The following is an 18,776-nucleotide window of genomic DNA, read 5'->3' on the forward strand; positions in this document are numbered from 1 at the left end:
ATAAGCTACATACCGCCCGCGATATTATCGACTTCGTGAGTGAGACGGAGCAATAATTCTCGTCGAAAGAACAAAAAAGTTGAAATGAGCTGTTGACCTGAAGAACGTCAACACTGGTTCTTATTATAATTCCATGACACAAAGGAGGAGTAAATGAGTGCAGGAACGGCAGTATTCTATGAGAGAAGGAAGAGCATCGCACCGATTGATTTTACAGATCGGCGGAGAGCCGAACGAAGAAGTAATTTAGAGTCCCCTTCGTCCGAGCGGAGGCGCCTCGCCTCGCAACTTCGGCGATTTGATCGAGAGGTCATCCGCATCCCCGTTCATCTTCATGTAGATGGAAAAGAGATATCAGGACACACTCAAAATATCAGCTTGAGTGGACTGCTTATATTAATTAGCGATCCTCTACCAGCAGGCACTCCGGTCACTCTTCAGATTTCTTTTGGCGAAAGTTTCTGTTATTTAAACATCAGTGGTCAAGTTGTCTTCTGTAGCGCGGGAAAAAACAATGGGACTAATCATTATATAAGTGGAATTAAATTTTCTGCCATCCATGATTTCGATCAAAAAATACTTAGCACGGCCATTCACGCACTCAAGCAAAATACAATAACAGAGGGGAAGTCATCAGTGAGCGTTACCATTGCTAAGGATAACATGTCCCAAGGTATTTTAGATTTTCACTATCAAACCTTGAAATCTCTTGAAGAGAAAGTAAGACCTGCTATTCGAAAATCGACTGTTCACGCGTCAAAAATTGTCGGCTGGGGCTCCTACCTGCCACCCCAAGAGATCACGGCCGAAGAGATTAATAAAATGTTTAGAGCAGAAGGGTACAAAAATGTCGGAGCGGTTGTTGAGACTCTCACCGGGATTAAGTCACGGCGCTATGCTAGCGCCGATCTTTTTCCCTCTGATTTAGCAGGTATGGCTGCTCGAGATGCGTTGAATAATGCGGGTATGGATGCAAAAGATCTCGATGTAATTATTTATTGTGGTATAGCCAAAGACTTCGATGAACCCGCCACTGCGATTGTGGTTCAAGATAAAATCGGAGCAAAGGATGCTTACGCTTTTGATCTGGTCAATGCCTGTAATGGATTTGTTACCGGCATAGATATTCTTGATTCTATGATTGCTTCCGGACGATGTGAAAACGGCATGGTGGTAACGGGCGAAAAAGTATCAATCGCGATCGATTGGGAACCAAAGACAAAAGACGATTTTAAATTATGTATCTTCAGCTATACTATTGGGGATGCAGGCGGAGCAGCAGTCTTGACGAGAGCAACGGTGAATGAACCCAGGGGAATACGTGCGAGATGGTTTTCATCAAACAGTGAGTACTGGAGACTCGCACTTGCGGGCACCCTTGAAGGAGCAAATGAACATAATAAATTCTTTAGGTCCCACGGGACTGACCTGGAAACAGCTGCTGTTAAATTAGCTCCGAAGGGATTAGAAAAAATCATGCAGATACTGAATTGGAATATGGAAGACATCAGTTTAGTCATACCTCACCAGATACCTACAACGTTTACAGACAATCTATATCATAAGGCAATGGGAATTCCGCACGATAAACTAATGTGGACATTTCCATATTATGGAAACATTGCTACAGCCAGTATGCCCATTGCAATGTGCGAAGCAATAAGAACAAAAAGAGTTAAACAGGAAGACAAAGTACTATTAGCCGGGATTGCTGCTGGCTTCAGTGTAGGCCTGATCGGTCTTATTTCATGAAGGAATAATGGAAGCATTCCAAGACAACCTTGCAGTAGGTTTAGGCTTAACAGCCGCTGCCACATTTCTTCTTGGGCTTTTTGTATCTTTGAACAAAAGGAAGGAATCTCTTGGATTAATTTTTTTCTTTTATTGTATCTCCATCTCATGGTGGAGTCTTCTTGAACTGCTGCTAATCACAAATACAAATAAAGAATCAGCCTTATTAATAGGCAGGAGCATGGAAGCAGGGGTTCCCTATATTCCTACCCTCCTGGTACATTTTGTCACTATCCTGCTCGAAAACCCTCTTGCTCGCTGGAAATTGGTTATCCTCTATTCGGTGAGCATATTTCTCAGTATGCTTTTTTTCACTAATCTGATGATCTCAGATGTAATCCAAAGAACTGATATCAATTTTATGATCGTGCCTGGACCTTTTTATTCACTTCTATTAATCTTCTTTGCCTTTTGTATCTCTTATGGCCATCTAAAACTCTTCCAGGCATATATCTCATCAAAGGGATCTAAGAGAGTTCAGATGGGGTATTACCTGTGGTCATCCATAGCGGGTTACCTTGGCGGCAGTTCAAACTTCCTCTTGGTTTATGACGTTAGGATCCCATTTCTTAATAGCTATGGAACATATGCCGTACCGCTGTATGTTGGGGCCACCACTTATGCAATAGTCCGCTATCAGTTAATGGATATTCGAACCGTCATTCATAAGACGGCGATGTGGCTGACCACCTCGTCGCTGGCCCTTATGCCCATTCTGTTTACAACTATATGGGCCAGACCGTGGATAACAAACCTTTCTGATTTTCAACTTTCCACTATGATCGCTCTCCATTTTCTCTTACTGGTTTTCTACATCAAAACGGTTCAACCGCGCATCGACCATCTCTTCCAGCGTCGAAAGTATGACATGCAAAAAATACTGCAGGGAATGGTCAAAGAACTAACTCTATTAAAGGATTTGAAGGGATTAACCGAAAAGATTGTATCCACAATTCGGGAGGCGCTATACGTTTCTCATTCTTCCATAGTATTGTGGGATGTGAAGAAATCTCAGTATGCTTATGTGGGAAACGAAAGTACTCAAATTGATTTTAGAGCTCACGCTCCATTTTTAAACTGGATGCAGAAAGAAGATCGAGTCATCGAGTCTATGGAACTTGAGGCCGATCCACGGCATGAAAACGTTAAAGCATCGGCTCATCGCTATTTCGAAGCCTTTTCAGCCAAGGTTGCACTTCCTCTAATCCATGACCAAAAACTGATAGGGATCATTAACCTCGGGGAAAAAGACAATCTCAAACCATTTACCCGCTCGGATATTGAATTCCTCTCAAATCTAAGAATCGAAGCCTCCATTGCCCTCTCCAATTCGCTCTTATATGATGATGTTCACAAAATGTCCGAAACACTCCGGCAGTGGGCATTAGACTTAGAAAGAAAGGTCGAAGAGCGGACCCGTGAGTTGTCCGAAAGCAAGGCGGAGTTGGAGCGCTCTTATCAAAAACTCCAAGAGCTCGATCAAGTCAAAACCCAGTTCTTCGCCAATATCTCCCATGAGCTTCGCACCCCTCTCACACTGATCCTGGCCCCGCTGGAATCGATGCTCCATCGGGAGACGCTGCAAAACGACCGACGGGAAGACTTAAACAGCATGTATCAAAACGGCCTTCGCCTTCTCAAGTTGATCAACAACCTTCTCGATTTGGCCAAGATCGACGCCGGGAAGATGCAGCTCTCCTACTCAAAAGCGGACTTTACAAAATTCATTAAAGGGATTATTGCCTCCATTACACCTTTGGCGGAGAAGAAGGAAATCTCTCTCTCCTTCACCTGTCCCGATCCGATCGATGAATTCTATTTCGATCGAGATAAGATCGAAAAGGTTCTTCTAAATCTGATCTTCAATGCCATCAAGTTCACCCCGGTCGGTGGAAAGGTCGAAGTCTCCTGCGAGCAGAGCGTCGATCAGGTGTTCGTTAAAGTAACCGATACGGGGATCGGCATCGCCGCGGAAAACCTCCACAAGCTCTTCAACCGTTTTTCTCAAGTCGATGCCTCTTCCAGCCGCCGGTTTGAGGGAACCGGGATCGGGCTGGCCCTCTCGAAGGAGTTAATCGAGCTTCATAAAGGAGAAATCTCGGCAGAGAGTAAGCTGGGTAGCGGGACGACCATGACCTTTACCATTCCCTTTCTTGATGCCCCCGTTTTCATCTCCGAGGAAAAAGAGGAAGGGAGTCAGGATTGGACCCGCTCGTTGCATCAAGCGGCAGAATATGCGACCGCCGGCATTGTCCAAGAGTCGCAACCGATTCAGAACACCGTCTCAGGCAGCCGGCCCGGCACGCCGAAGCTTCTGGTGGTCGAAGACAATCCCGACATGCTCCACTTTCTGGCGGCTCAACTCCAAGATGACTATTATATCATTACGGCTCAGAATGGGGTGGAGGGGGTACAGCGGGCTCAGTCGGAGCTGCCGAGCTTAATTCTCTCCGATGTCATGATGCCGATCAAAGACGGCTATCAACTCTGTCGAGAGATCAAGGAAAACCCGCTGACCAAGCAGATCCCGGTCGTCTTGATCTCGGCCAAAGCGGACCTCTCGATGAAGATCGAGGGATTGGAATATGGCGCCGACGATTATCTCACAAAGCCGTTTAGCTGCGAGGAGCTTCGGGCCCGGATCAAGTCGCTCCTCAACCAGCGCGGTCTGGAAGCCCAGCTGATTCATTCGGAAAAGATGGCGGCCCTCGGCCTGCTCGTCGCCGGGATGGCGCACGAGATCAACAACCCGATCAGCTTCGCCAAGGTCAGTCTGGAGAACCTTCGTAGCGCGCTCGACGAGCACGAGCGGCTTGCAAAAGAGGGGGCGACCCTCGACAGCGCCGAGATCAACCGATTAAATGAGAAAATCGGCCGGGCCATCTCGATCATCAAAACAGGGTTGGACCGGACCGAGACCATCATCTCCGACCTGAAAGCTTTCGTCAGAAAAGACGAGGCCCAATTCAGACCGATCGACCTCCATGCAGGATTTGATTCGACACTCAATTTAATGCGTCCAGAGCTCAAGGATCGCATTATCGTCACCAAGGAATACGGGGAGATCGGCTTGATCGAAGCGGTTCCCGGCCAGATCAATCAGGTTTTCATGAACTTGCTGCAGAATGCGATCCATGCCATTCCGGACAAAGGGGAGATCCGCATTAAAACGTGGAAAGAAGAAGGGTGGGTGAAGGTCTCGGTGAAAGACAGCGGAACGGGCATTCCGATGGAAAATCAAAAACGGATCTTTGAGCCTTTCTTCACCACGAAAGAGGTCGGAAAGGGAACCGACCTCGGGCTTTCGGTCAGCTATCGTATCCTTCAGAGCCATGGGGGAGAGATTTCCGTCTACAGCCAGGCGGGACAAGGGACCGAGTTTATTCTCACGCTGCCCGCTCGACAGGCCCTCAGCGTCGTGCGGCATTAATCCGCAGATCACTCCTTTCAGGAGCTCTTATGCAATCTGGACCTGACCACAAAGAATACCCGGTGCTCTTTGTCGATGATGAAGAGATGGCCTTGCTCAGCCTCGCGGAGCTCTATGAGCGGGAGTTCACGGTTTATACGGCGAAGAGCGGCCGGGAGGCGATCGAGATCCTTCAGGCCCATCCCGAGATCGCGGTGATTATCAGCGATCAGAGAATGCCGGGCATGACCGGCGTTGAAGTCCTCGCCGAAGCGAGAAAGATCTGTCCGGATGCCGTCCGGATGCTCCTGACCGCCTACACCGAAATGGAGATGGTCATCGAAGCGATCAACAAAGGGAATATCTACCGCTACATCTCGAAGCCCTATGACGTCGCCGAGCTTCGCTGTGCCATGCTCCAGGGGGTGGAGCACCACTGTCTCGTGAAAGAGCGAGACCGGCTTTATGCGGAAAAAATCGAGACGCTCAAGCGGGTCGCACGAACCAACCGCCTCACCGCCATCGGCACGTTGGCCGCCGGGATGGCGCACGAGATCAACAACCCGATGGTGGCGATTTACACCTTCCTTCAGATGCTCCCACAAAAACTCCAGGAGTCGCGACTCGACAAAGAATATTTCGATCACTTCTATCAGCTCTCGATTCGCGAGGCGGAGAGAATCCAGACGCTGATCCGGAAACTGCTCGACTTCTCTAAGGGAGCCGATCAGGATACCCTTTCGCTCAAAGAAGAAAGCCTTAATCTCCTCTTACAAGAAGTCGTCACCCTCCTCAAACACGAAGCCGGCAAGAAAGGGATCGAGTTCGACCTTCAACTCGCCCCCGATCTCCCCCCCATCAAAATAGATCAGGAGAAGATCAAGCAAGTTTTTTTAAATCTCATTTTAAATGCCATCCAGGCCACCGCCACCGGGAAGATCACCCTGATGACCTCTTACCAGGCGGACCCCTCCCCCACTCTGGTCAAAGTGGTCGTCGCCGATACCGGCGCCGGCATTTCAGAGGAAAATTTGGAAAAACTCTTCAATCCCTTTTTCACGACGAAGGAGGCGGAGGGAACCGGATTGGGCTTGATGATTTGCCACCATATCGTCGACCAACACCGTGGAAATATCGACGTCACCTCCCAAATCGGAAAGGGAACGAAAGTCACCCTCCAGATGCCGCTCGATCCCCTTCAGCACGAACGCCGCAAAACAGAAAGGCGAGACAGCCGTTAACAGCGCCTGCCATCGGCTCCGATCAGGGCGTCTCCCAAAGAGAGCGATCAAACGGGATTCGCTTCTCAGCCCTCCTGTAACTCACCGGCAGGGGACGGGAGACGCATCAACCCGGAATCCGAAACCGTCTCAATCCACCCTCCACCCCTTGTGCCATTACTCATTACCTCCGAGACTTGACTTCTCAAATCGATCTGTATAGACAATAGAATATCTTTTTTAACCGAGACTCGGAGCGGCCATCGCCTCTCCCTCATCCTGAAAAAGGAGGAAACATGAAAGGGGAATCCCGTTTTGCTTTTGGTCTGCTGATGTTCTTGGCAGGCCTGGCCGCCGGCGCATTGGCAGGGGTGCTGTTCGCCCCTCGGTCGGGCAGAGAAACTCAAAAAGATTTAAGAGGGCTTGCGAACGAAACCGGGAAGCGCTTCGGTCGCATCACCGAAAAAACAAGAGAGTCCCTCGCCGGCGCGGCAGACCAGGGAAAACAGTGGGCAAACGACGCCCAAGAACACCTCAAATCGATCGGTCAAGCGGCATCGAAGGTCGTTGACGAAGGGAGGGAGTTCACACGCTAAGGTCTAGTGGATCCCGCAGGTCGGACAGCCCGCGGGATCCACCGATACATTCAATCAGCGAATTTACCGATTAGATGCCTAGGAAATTTGCAAAAGTCGCTCCAAAATCATCCTACAGAAACCAGCCTCAGTTTACCTTCCCCACCCGGATCAGTTACAATAAAACAAACGACGGCCGGTCCTCTCGAGATGAAATAATTGAAGAGAGCTCTCCGTCAAAAAAATGAAACGTTTGGGAACAATGACTCAATCCAAAAACCTCCAGCCACGTTTTCCGGACCAGGCACAGCAGCGGGTGATGATCGAACGGGTTGCGCCGGAAATCGACGCCGGTCGTTATCCGATCAAGCGAACGCCCGGGGAAAAGGTCGTCGTGACCGCCGCCATTTTCGCCGATGGTCACGACCGTATCGCCGCCCGGCTCCTCTATAAACCGGTCACGGAAGAGAGGTGGCAAGAGACGCTGATGGAGCCGCTCGGCAATGATGCTTGGAGCGGAACGTTCGTCCCGGCCGATGCGCGCCATTATCATTACACCCTGGAGGCGTGGATCGACCGGTTTGTTTCATGGCGGGACGATCTGGCCAAACGGATCAACGCCGGCCAGGAGGTCGGCAGCGAACTGCTGGAAGGGGCCGGCCTCGTCTCCGATGCCGCCAAGCGGGCCGCCGGAGAAGATCAAGAGCGGCTGCGCGAGCATGCCGGAATTTTGTCGGGTTCGTTGCCTCAGGAACTGCGCATTGAGGTCGCGCTGCATGAATCGCTCGACACCCTGATGTCGCGGTATCCCGACCGAAGCCGCGCCACCCGGTACGAGCGGACACTCGAAGTCCGTGTAGAGCGGGAACGGGCGCGCTACAGCGCCTGGTACGAAATGTTTCCCCGATCAGCCGGTCCCGATCCGGCGCGCAGCGCCACCTTTGGGGAGGCGGCCTCACGCATCCCGGAGATCGCGTCGATGGGATTCGACGTCCTCTATCTTCCCCCGATCCATCCGATCGGAAAAAAATTTCGCAAGGGGCCCAACAATGCGTTGAGGGCGGGGCCAGGCGATCCGGGAAGCCCCTGGGCGATCGGATCGGAAGCGGGCGGACACAAAGCGGTCGATCCGGGACTCGGCACGCTGGAAGATTTTCGGCAGTTCGTCGCGGCGGCCAATCGACAGGGGCTGGAAGTCGCCCTCGACATCGCCTTCCAATGCTCCCCCGATCACCCCTATGTGAAGGAGCATCCCGAGTGGTTTCTCCACCGCCCCGACGGAACGATCAAATACGCGGAGAATCCGCCGAAGAAATATCAGGACATCTATCCATTCAATTTCGAGTGTGACGATTGGCGAGGACTCTGGACGGAGTTGAAAAGCGTCATCGAATTTTGGATCGACCAGGGGGTGAAGATCTTCCGCGTCGACAATCCCCACACCAAGCCGCTTCGCTTCTGGTTCTGGCTGATCGGCGAGATCCAGAAAAAACACCCGGAGACGATCTTCCTCGCCGAGGCCTTCACCCGACCGAAGATCATGTATGCGCTCGCCAAAGGGGGATTCACGCAATCTTACACCTACTTTACCTGGCGCAATGCAAAACAGGAGCTGATCGACTACGTCACTGAGCTGACCCAGACGGAGGTGCGGGAGTACTTTCGTCCGAATTTCTTCGCGAACACCCCCGACATTCTCCACGCCTATCTGCAGACCGGCGGCCGACCGGCCTTTCAGGCGCGGCTCGTCCTCGCCGCAACGCTGGCGGCGAATTATGGGATCTACAGCGGCTATGAGCTCTGTGAGAGCCGCGCCGTTCCCGGAACGGAAGAGTATCAAGATTCAGAGAAGTACCAGGTCCGCGCCTGGGATTGGGAGCGCCCCGGCAACATCAAGGAGCTCGTCGCCCGCGTCAATCGAATCCGGGGAGAGAACCGGGCGCTCCATTTTAACGACCGGCTTCGCTTCTGCGCCATTAACAACGACCAGATTCTCTGCTATACAAAGACGACGGAAGATCTCTCGAACAGCCTCCTCATTGCGGTAAACCTCGACCCGCACCATCCGCAATACGGGTGGGTCCAGGTTCCGATTCACGAGCTCGGTATTGAGACGGATGAAAGCTATCCGGTTCACGATCTGATCACCGATGTCCGCTATCAATGGCGCGGCGAGTGGAACTATATCCGGCTCGATCCGGCGGTCATGCCGGCTCACATTTTCAGCGTGAATCCAAAACTCCCTTAATAAAAGATAAAAGGGACGGGATAGAGAGACCCGGCGACGGGCCTCTTGGTTTTTTCAATCAAATCAAAGCGAGGAGATCTGAATGTCCGAAAAGGAGTTTCAGGCGGATGACGATCCTCAATGGTTTAAGGACGCCATTATTTATCAGCTCCATATCAAAGCGTTTTTCGATGGGACCGGCGACGGGATCGGCGATTTTAAAGGGCTGACCGAAAAATTAGATTACCTGAAAGACCTCGGGGTCACGGCGATCTGGGTCCTCCCCTTCTATCCCTCTCCGATGCGGGATGACGGCTATGACATCGCCGACTACTTCAGCGTCAACCCCGATTACGGGACGATGCGCGACTTCAAGGAGTTTTTAAAAGAGGCCCATCGGCGCTGCATCCGCGTGATCACCGAACTCGTCTTAAATCACACTTCGGATCAACATCAATGGTTCCAGCGGGCCCGGCGTTCCAGTCCGGGCTCTCATTGGCGGGACTTCTATGTCTGGAGCGACACCCCTGAGAAATACAAAGAGGCCCGGATCATTTTTAAAGATTTTGAGACCTCCAACTGGACCTGGGATCCGGTGGCAAAAGCATACTACTGGCACCGGTTCTACTCCCACCAGCCCGACCTGAATTTCGACAACCCGCAAGTCCAGAAGGCGATGCTCCGGGTGATGGAGCAGTGGCTGGAGCTGGGGGTCGACGGATTGCGGCTCGATGCCATTCCGTACCTTTACGAGCGGGAGGGAACCAATTGCGAGAACCTCCCCGAGACCTATGAATTCTTGAAAAAGCTCCGCTCCCGCGTCGACGCCCAGTTTAAAAACAGGATGCTTCTGGCCGAGGCCAATCAGTGGCCGGAGGATGCCGTCGCCTACTTCGGCAAGGGAGACTCCTGCCACATGGCGTTTCACTTTCCGTTGATGCCGCGGATCTTCATGGCGCTCCGGATGGAGGACCGCTTTCCGATCATCGATATCTTGGAGCAGACCCCCGCGATCCCGGAGAACTGCCAATGGGCGATCTTCTTGCGCAATCATGACGAGCTGACGCTGGAGATGGTAACCGATGAAGAGCGCGACTACATGTACCGCATTTACGCGCGCGACCCGAAGATGCGGATCAACCTCGGCATTCGGCGGCGGCTCGCCCCGCTGCTGGAGAATGATCGGAGAAAAATAGAACTGATGAACGTCCTCCTCTTCTCCCTCCCCGGAACCCCGGTGATCTATTATGGGGATGAGATCGGCATGGGGGACAACTTTTATCTCGGCGATCGAAACGGGGTCCGGACCCCGATGCAGTGGAATGCCGATCGAAACGCCGGCTTCTCGCGCGCCAACCCGCAGAAGCTCTATCTCCCGGCGATCATCGATCCGGAGTACCATTATGAAGCGGTCAATGTCGAGAATCAGGAGCGCAACCACTCCTCGCTTCTCTGGAGCATGAAGCGGTTCATCGCCACCCGGAAGAACTACAAAGCGTTCGGACGGGGGACGCTGGAGTTTCTCCACTCCGACAATCCAAAGGTCCTCGCCTTCCTCCGGCAATATGAAGAGGAGACGATCCTCGTCGTGGTGAACCTCTCCCGGCACTCCCAGATCGCCGAGCTCGATCTCTCCAAATTCGTCGGCTATGTCCCTCAGACCCTCTTCAGCCGGACCAAATTCCCGGCGATCCGGGATGGGCGTTACAGTGTCACCCTCGGCACCTACGGCTATTATCGTTTTCTCCTCAGAAGAGGCGAAGAGGCGATCTCGGCCGCGAGTCGCCGGACCGTTCCGGAGCTTCAGATCAGCGGGCAGTGGCTCCAGGCGTTGGAAGGGAAAGAGCGGGAACGGCTGGAGAGAGGAATCCTCCCCGCTTACATCGTCGGATGCCGATGGTTCGGCGGAAAAGCCCGCCAGATCGAGCAGCTCCGGATTGCCGAGACAATTCCGATCGGGCGGAATGGAGAGGCGGGCCGGCTGCTCTTCTTGCAAATCGAATACACGGAGGGGATTCCGGAGACCTATCTTCTCCCGGTCGCTTTCGCTTCGCGTGATGCAGCGGCGCGGATCGAAGAAGAGGCCCCGCTGGCGGTCATCGCCCGCCTCACCGTCGGGACGACCGGCATTCTCTATGACGCCGTTTACAGCGAGGCTTTCCGCCGTCATCTCCTCTCGATGATCTCGAAGAGACAGCATGTCCGGGGAGCCGCGGGAGAATTAATCGGCTCCCCGGGAGAGCGTTTTAAAGACCTGGCATCGGGCCAGAACCTCTCCGAATCACAAGTCCTCCGCGGCGATCAGACCAACACCTCGATTTTGTACGACCATGCCTTCTTCTTCAAGCTCTACCGCCGGCTGGATGAGGGGGTCAATCCCGATCTGGAGGTCGGACGGTACCTCACCGAGCAGACCCCCCCGTTCCCGCGAATTCCTCCCTTCGCGGGGGCGATCGAATACCGCAAAAACGGCGCGGAGCCGATCGTCATCGGATTGCTGCAAGGCTATGTCCAGAACGAGGGGGACGCGTGGCGATATACGGTCGATGCGGTCTCCCGCTTCTTCGAGCGGGTCCTCTCCATCCGAGGCGAGGTCCGCGAGCTCCCTCCCTCTCCCCCTTCTATTTATGAGACCGCTTACCGAGAGGTCCCCCCACTCCTTCAAGAGCTCATCAGCACCGTCCTGCTGGAGATGGCGTCGGTGCTCGGCAAACGGACCGCCGAATTTCATCTGGCGCTCGCTTCAAATACCGAGGACCCGGCCTTTGCGCCGGAGCCGTATACCCTCCTCTATCAACGCTCCATCTTTCAGGGGATGCAAAGCCGGGGACGTCGGACCTTTCAACTTCTGAGAAACAATCTCAAATACCTCCCGGCCGCCGTTCAAGCCAAGGCTCAGAACGTTCTGGATATCGAACCGCAGATTTTGGAGCGTTTTAAAGTAATCTACAAGAAAAAGCTCTCGACGATTAAATTTAGGACCCACGGCGACTACCATCTGGGCCAGGTCCTTTATACGGGGAATGACTTTTTCCTCATCGACTTCGAAGGAGAGCCGACGCGGCCCTTAAGCGAGCGGCGCCTCAAGCGCTCCCCTTTTCGGGATGTCGCCGGAATGATCCGGTCGTTCCATTACAAGGCCCACACCGGATTGATCACGCAGTCTTCTATCCGCGCCGAGGATATCCCGATACTTGAACCTTGGGGCGATTTATGGTATCGATACATGGCCGGGGCGTTTCTCAGGTCCTACCTCGATACCGCCGGGGATTCTCCATTCGTTCCCAAGGAACGGGAAGAGATCGAGATCTTGTTGAATATGTTTCTTCTGGATAAAGCGATTTATGAAATCGCCTATGAGTTAAACAATCGTCCCGAATGGGTCGTGATCCCGCTGAAGGGGATCGCCCATCTGATGGAGACCGCACAATGAGTGGAAGTCAACGCATGAAAGGGGCCGCCCCCCAGATCAGCCTCCTCACCGACCACGATATCTATCTGCTGAAAGAAGGAAGCCACTTCCAGCTTCACCACAAAATGGGGGCCCACCCGATTGCCGAGAATGGTCTCCGCGGGGTCTACTTTGCCGTCTGGGCGCCGAATGCGGAGTCGGTCTCGGTCGTCGGCGACTTCAACGACTGGAACCGGAGCGCTCATCCTCTGATCGTCCGTCCAGACGGCTCGGGGGTCTGGGAAGGGTTTTTCTCCGACGTCGGGGTCGGCGCGATCTATAAATATCACATCGCTTCCGGGCATCATCAATATGAGGTCGACAAGGGAGACCCGTTTGCTTTTTGGTGGGAACTCCCTCCCCGAACCGCATCGGTCGTCTGGGATTTGGGATATGAATGGGGCGATCAGGGGTGGATGTCGCAGCGGGCAAAGGCGAACCACCTCCGCGCGCCGATCTCCATCTACGAGATGCACCTCGGCTCCTGGCGCCGGGTGCCGGAGGAGGGGAATCGGCCGCTCACCTATCGAGAGCTGGCCAAGCCGCTGACCGAATATCTGCAGGAGACCGGTTTCACCCATGTGGAATTTCTGCCGCTCACCGAGCACCCCTTCTACGGCTCCTGGGGGTATCAGACGACCGGCTACTTCGCCCCGAGCCACCGGTACGGAACGCCGCAAGATCTGATGTACCTGATCGACACCCTCCATCAAAACGGCATCGGCGTCATTCTCGACTGGGTTCCCTCCCACTTTCCGACCGATCAGCACGGACCGGCCTACTTCGACGGAACCCACCTCTACGAGCATGCCGATCCCCGCAAGGGATACCACCCCGACTGGAACAGCTCCATCTTCAACTACGGCCGGAATGAAGTTCAAGCCTTTCTCATCAGCAGCGCCCTTTTCTGGCTCGAGAAATATCACATCGACGGGCTCCGGATCGACGCGGTCGCCTCGATGCTCTATCTCGATTATTCGAGAAAGTCGGGCGAGTGGATTCCCAACATGTACGGCGGGCGGGAAAATCTAGAAGCGATCTCTCTGCTGAAGCGATTGAACGAAGCGATCTACGGCGCGTTCCCCGACGTGCAGACCTATGCGGAGGAGTCGACCGCCTGGCCGATGGTCTCCCGCCCCGTGTATGTCGGCGGGCTCGGCTTCGGGATGAAGTGGAACATGGGCTGGATGCACGACACCCTCTCCTACTTCTCCAATGATCCGGTGTTTAGAAAATACCACCAAAACCAGCTGACCTTCAGCATCTGGTATGCCTTTTTCGAAAATTTCGTCCTTCCCCTCTCTCATGACGAGGTGGTCCATGGAAAGGGATCGCTCCTCTCCAAGATGCCGGGAGACGGCTGGCAGAAGTTCGCCAACCTGCGGCTGCTCTTCGGCTACATGTTTACCCACCCCGGGAAGAAGCTTCTCTTTATGGGGGGAGAGTTCGGCCAAGGCCGCGAGTGGAACCATGAGGAGAGCCTCGAATGGCATCTGCTCCAATACCCGCAACACCAGCAGGTGAAGCAGTGGCTCAGCGACGTCAATCGGTTCTACCGGAACGAGCCGGCGCTGCATCAGAAAGATTTCGATCAGTCGGGCTTCGAGTGGATTGACTTCGGCGACGCGGGGGCGAGCGTCATCAGCTATCTCCGCCGCGGAGACGATCCGAACGACGTGATCGTCATGGCCTTCAACTTTACCCCGGTCCCGCGTCTTCATTACCGGATCGGCGTTCCCTTTGAAGGGTTTTGGCAGGAGCGGCTCAACAGCGACTCGGCCTTCTACGGCGGAAGCAACCTCGGAAACGGCGGCGGGGTGAATGCCGAGCCGATTCAATCCCACGGCCGGACCCACTCGATTGAGATCACGATTCCCCCGCTGGGGATGGTGGCGCTTAAGAGAGGGTAAGCGCCCCCTCTCAACTTCCTTACATATTTGCACCTTGCGGCCGAGAGGATGTTCTTAGGCTCCTTCGAAAGGGAATACTTAATAGCCTCACAGCCTCTCAAAAGTAAATTTACCATTCATAAAGAAAAACCATACATTCCAAAACCGTTGTCCTCCGAAATGAAAAAGGCCCTGGTCTTGTCTCAGACCAGGGCCTTTTTCAAAAGCGCGCTTAGTTTTTAAATTGGTCGTACTCGTTGTGCTCGACCACTTTCGGCAGGTACTCCCGAGGAATCCGTTCCATCTTCGGATCTCTCAATGACAACACAAACACGGTCAGCGCGGTCGCCTCGTCGTCGGTGAGGTTCCAATTCGGCATGATCGTCGGCGGCGTCCGGTCTTTCGGATTCGGCGCATTCATTGTCCCCGGCACGATCTTTTGCGGATCTTTAAAATGCTCCCACTCCCAGGTTCGGGTCGTATGGTCTTTCGCTTTGATCCGGGAGTAATCGTGGACGAGATAAAAAGCCAGCTCGGTCTTGCTCCCCATCGATGAGATCTCCGGCGCCAGGGTGGCGGTGCTCCCCAATTGGCGGATGGCGTGGCAGGCGACGCAGCCAAGCTCGGTCGCGAGCCGCTTCCCCTCCATCAAGACCTTCGTTTCGGGCCAATAGACATCGGGCGAGTAGAGCTCATAGTGGCACTTGGTGCAGGCGGCCTGAACATAGGGGCCGGTGAGGAGCTGGCGGTCGAGATGGTGGACGACGCCATGCGTCTTCTCTACCGTAACCGCTTGGCCGTCTCCCTCGTGGCAGATGGTGCAGCCGAACTTCTCGAATGCATGCTTCGAGATATATCCCTCTTTTGCAAAGTTGGAATGGGTTTTATACGGCTGCGGCTCATTCTCGAATGCCGGGTTGTCGATCCCGCCATGGCAGGTCGTGCAGCGATCGGCTCGGTTCAGACGCTCATTCCAGATCTGCTTGACCTTGAGCGGGGTGCCGGCCACCTTCGGGTCGTTCGTCACCTTCGCCAATTTTTCGTAATAGACCTTTTCGTATTTCTTCCACTCGGGGGCCTGTTCCCGAAAAGCGAAGACCCCGATCTGGAATAGAACCGCCACACTGAAGGACGCAAATAAGACGTGTTTTACCATAAACCGCTCGATCCCTTCCTATTTTTTCTGCTTTTCCTTCTTGAACGCGTTCTCAAGCCAGACGGTCACCCCGAGAAAGAGCCCCATGATCCCCAGGGTGCCGACCGTGATAAAAAGCCCAATTCCCAATCGGTCATTCATGAAGAATCCCTCCTTCGCCTTTATATCTTAAACCAAGGGGTCACCAAGACATATTTGACCCCCGCGAGCAGTCGCAAATAGATCTTCAGCGGCACCCCGACCATCGAGAGGAAGAGGAACATCATCAGATTGTAGCGGACGAACCCCAACGAGTTGTAAAACTTCCTCATAAAGATGAACGGAACGCCGAAACCGACCGCGTAATATCCGAGAAACAAAACCCAGGTCAACAGGTTCGCGATCGTGATGCCGTAGCGGCCGAGGGTGACGAGCGGCGTCGCGCTCAATCCGAGCGTCTTTTGAAAGATGACCTCCAGATCGATGAGCCCTCCGGTGATCGCCTTGTGCTCATGCGGGTTGTCCCACGGCCAGTACCACGACCAATCCAAGCCCCGGAACCAGACGCCGACCACGATCAGAATGTACCAAAGTCCGAGTCCGAAGATAAAACCGAGGACGGCGAACTTTCTCTCGGAGAAGGTGTAGTATCCTTTGCCGCGCGGGTTCGGATCGATGTAAGGGAGCAGAACCAGCCCGACGATGATCAAGGAAGGGAGGACCACCCCGGCCAGCCAGGGATCGAAATAGACCAGCAGCTCCTGAAGGCCCAAGAAATACCAGGGGGCCTTCGTCGGATTCGGCGTCGTGTCGGAGCTCGCCAGCTCTTCCAGCGGCGCGGGGGAGATAATCGAGAGGAAGAGGAGAAAAGCGGTCGCCGCCAAGATTGAAATCAGCTCGAGGTAGACCAGGTTCGGCCAGACCAAGACGTGGTCTTCCGGCCCCATCTTTTCAATCGCCGATTTCTTGATGAGCGCGGCCAGCCCGCCCGAATTTCCATCCCGCTTCGGAAGCGTTCCAAGCGTTGTTTCCTTTTCAGCCATCTATTTTCCTCAAACCAAAACGATAGGATTAAAGGGGTCCCGAGAATCCGTCTTTTCGGATCCGCCAGAAGTGAACCGCCATGAACAGCGCCATCACCAGCGGCAACCCGAGACAATGAAGCACGTAGAACCGAAGGAGCGCGCTCTGTCCGACCACCGTTCCACCGAGCAGCGCAAAGCGAACGTCGTTGTCGACCGTGACACCGAGCTCCGGCCCGAACGGCCCGGTATTTCCGACCAACGGGGTCGCTTCGGCCATTTTGCTTCCGACCGTCACCGCCCAGAGGGCCAACTGGTCCCAAGGAAGCAGATAACCGGTCCAGCTCATCACCAGGGTCACGACCAAGAGGATCACGCCGACGACCCAGTTGAACTCCCGCGGCGGTTTATACGAGCCGGTCAGGAAGACCCGGGTCATATGCATCCAGACGGAGAAGACCATCGCATGGGCCGACCACCGATGCAGGTTTCGGAAGAGGCTCCCGAAGTAGATCACCGTTCCCAAATCTTTAATGTCGTTATAAGCGCGCCGGGTATCGGGAACATAATAGAACATCAAGAAGACGCCGGTGATGGCGAGCATGACGAAGAAGAAAAAGGTCAGCCCCCCCAGACACCAGGTAAATTTAATCTTTAATGCACCGCGACGGACACGAACCGGGTGAAGATGAAGGATGACGTTGCTGAACATCACCAAGGCGCGGTTGGCATCCGTGTTCGGAAATCCATGACGGAAGATCGACTTCCAGGCCTGCGTCTGGGTGACGTTCTCCCGAATTTGATCAAGTAACTTGTTCATTCCGGCTGTCTCTCCTTCATATGCAGTGTGATACCCTGTCCCGCTAAATCTTCAAGAAAAATGGAGGAACTTCTCGAGTCGCTTCGTCGACCATCAACCCTTCATCGGTCCCTTTTGGATCGGGGTCCTGACGCTGGTTGAAGTTGACGACAATCTGGCCGTCGACCGGGTCGAGCGCGACCCCCGCCCGCCAAAGAGTTCGAGGGGCCGGACCGCCGACCACGTTTCCGGTGACGTCGTAGATGCTCCCATGGCAGGGGCACCGGAAACGTTTCTGGTCGTCGAACCAGTTGGGGGTGCAGCCGAGGTGCCGGCAGATCGCCACCAATACATAGAGCCCCCGTTCGTTTCGGACCACCCAGATCTGGCGCTCTTTCTTCAGCTTGTTGTCGACGCCGACCCCATACTCTTCCGGCTTTCCGATTTTAAAAACCGTCGGCGGCTCATAAAGGACGTTGGGAAACATATATCTGAGGGCGCCGACACCGGTCCCCCCGAGCGCCGCGGCAAACCCGCCCCAGCCGATTCCTAAACCCATGAGGGTAAAAAACCGCCGCCGGCTGACGTCTGCCTGTTGTGGATTCTGCGGACCCTCTTTCTTGCCACCGGGAATCATATCCGAACCTCCTCCGCACCGCGTTGACGCGGTGGTCTGTTTCTTAATTGATGCGACAAAAACGGAAGATCATCTCTTTTTTTTACGCGGGATCGCTTTCGCCTTCTTTTTTTTCCGAAAAAAACCAAAATAAACAATCGCAATCAGGAAAGCCGACCCGCCCGTCCAATAGATCCAAGCATAGGGCGACTCTTTCCCCGGTGCGCCGAAATCGATGGTCGCCCCCCGGTGCGTCACCCGGTCGCCGGGGGTGAACGTCACCGGCGCCTTCTTGACCTCGCTCCCGACGGTGACGATAATCTCATCGCCGAGATTGTCGTCATGGAGGTGAAAAAGGGCTTCGTAGTAACCGAAGCCGTTCGTCGTCGTCTTCTGTTTCTCCCCCCCTTTATGCTCGAGGAGCACGTCAACGCCCTTGAGGGCGTTTCCCTCGGCATCCCGGACATAACCGGAGACAACATAGCGATGATCGGCTTCGTGAGTTGCGAAAGCAGGATTGGGCGAAATGCCTAAGAGAGAGAGAACGAAAATAAAAAGGATCACGAATCGCGTTCCATCAGGAAATCTCTCCGGAGAGATTCTTCGGCGAAAATAAAATCGCCGTATCATAAATCAGCGGAG

Annotated in this window: 12 protein-coding genes; 7 read left to right on the top strand and 5 right to left on the bottom strand. The window is 54.0% G+C overall.

Annotated elements, in window-relative coordinates:
- Positions 1–153: 153 nt before the first annotated feature.
- The 7 genes from HY282_12540 to glgB all read left to right on the top strand — a co-directional run bounded on the left by HY282_12540 (position 154) and on the right by glgB (position 14,583).
- Positions 154–1,752 (top strand): PilZ domain-containing protein, encoded by a 1,599-nt coding sequence (locus HY282_12540; GenBank protein MBI3804577.1) that lies wholly within the window; start codon positions 154–156, stop codon positions 1,750–1,752.
- Between the two features lie 7 nt (positions 1,753–1,759).
- On the top strand, positions 1,760–5,221 hold the full coding sequence (locus tag HY282_12545; protein MBI3804578.1) for a response regulator: 3,462 nt from the start codon (positions 1,760–1,762) through the stop codon (positions 5,219–5,221).
- Positions 5,222–5,250: 29 nt separating this feature from the next.
- Positions 5,251–6,441 carry a response regulator gene (locus HY282_12550; protein MBI3804579.1) on the top strand — a complete coding sequence of 397 codons (1,191 nt, stop codon included), beginning with the start codon at positions 5,251–5,253 and terminating at the stop codon, positions 6,439–6,441.
- 275 nt (positions 6,442–6,716) lie between these two features.
- Positions 6,717–7,016 (top strand): YtxH domain-containing protein, encoded by a 300-nt coding sequence (locus HY282_12555; protein ID MBI3804580.1) that lies wholly within the window; start codon positions 6,717–6,719, stop codon positions 7,014–7,016.
- 298 nt (positions 7,017–7,314) lie between these two features.
- The gene (locus HY282_12560) at positions 7,315–9,243 is read left to right on the top strand and encodes an alpha-1,4-glucan--maltose-1-phosphate maltosyltransferase (GenBank protein MBI3804581.1); all 1,929 of its coding nucleotides are present in this window, start codon (positions 7,315–7,317) and stop codon (positions 9,241–9,243) included.
- 82 nt (positions 9,244–9,325) lie between these two features.
- Positions 9,326–12,655 carry a maltose alpha-D-glucosyltransferase gene (gene treS / locus HY282_12565; GenBank protein MBI3804582.1) on the top strand — a complete coding sequence of 1,110 codons (3,330 nt, stop codon included), beginning with the start codon at positions 9,326–9,328 and terminating at the stop codon, positions 12,653–12,655.
- Between the two features lie 14 nt (positions 12,656–12,669).
- A complete protein-coding gene (glgB, locus tag HY282_12570) occupies positions 12,670–14,583 on the top strand; it encodes a 1,4-alpha-glucan branching protein GlgB (GenBank protein ID MBI3804583.1) in 1,914 nt (637 codons plus the stop codon).
- A 211-nt stretch (positions 14,584–14,794) separates the two neighbouring features.
- On the opposite strand, the gene HY282_12575 is transcribed toward glgB, so the two are convergent.
- The 5 genes from HY282_12575 to HY282_12595 all read right to left on the bottom strand — a co-directional run bounded on the left by HY282_12575 (position 14,795) and on the right by HY282_12595 (position 18,698).
- Positions 14,795–15,718 carry a c-type cytochrome gene (locus HY282_12575; protein ID MBI3804584.1) on the bottom strand — a complete coding sequence of 308 codons (924 nt, stop codon included), beginning with the start codon at positions 15,716–15,718 and terminating at the stop codon, positions 14,795–14,797.
- 161 nt (positions 15,719–15,879) lie between these two features.
- The gene (locus HY282_12580) at positions 15,880–16,740 is read right to left on the bottom strand and encodes a cytochrome B6 (protein MBI3804585.1); all 861 of its coding nucleotides are present in this window, start codon (positions 16,738–16,740) and stop codon (positions 15,880–15,882) included.
- Between the two features lie 28 nt (positions 16,741–16,768).
- Positions 16,769–17,539: a cytochrome b N-terminal domain-containing protein gene (locus HY282_12585; GenBank protein MBI3804586.1), complete on the bottom strand. Its 771-nt coding sequence runs from the start codon at positions 17,537–17,539 to the stop codon at positions 16,769–16,771.
- Between the two features lie 43 nt (positions 17,540–17,582).
- Entirely contained in the window at positions 17,583–18,155 is a 573-nt protein-coding gene (locus HY282_12590) for a Rieske 2Fe-2S domain-containing protein (GenBank protein ID MBI3804587.1), read from the bottom strand.
- Between the two features lie 69 nt (positions 18,156–18,224).
- The gene (locus HY282_12595) at positions 18,225–18,698 is read right to left on the bottom strand and encodes a carboxypeptidase regulatory-like domain-containing protein (GenBank protein MBI3804588.1); all 474 of its coding nucleotides are present in this window, start codon (positions 18,696–18,698) and stop codon (positions 18,225–18,227) included.
- Positions 18,699–18,776 lie beyond the last annotated feature (78 nt).

It is taken from the genome of Candidatus Manganitrophaceae bacterium (assembly GCA_016200325.1).
In the GTDB taxonomy this organism is placed as follows: Bacteria; Nitrospirota; Nitrospiria; order SBBL01; family Manganitrophaceae; genus Manganitrophus.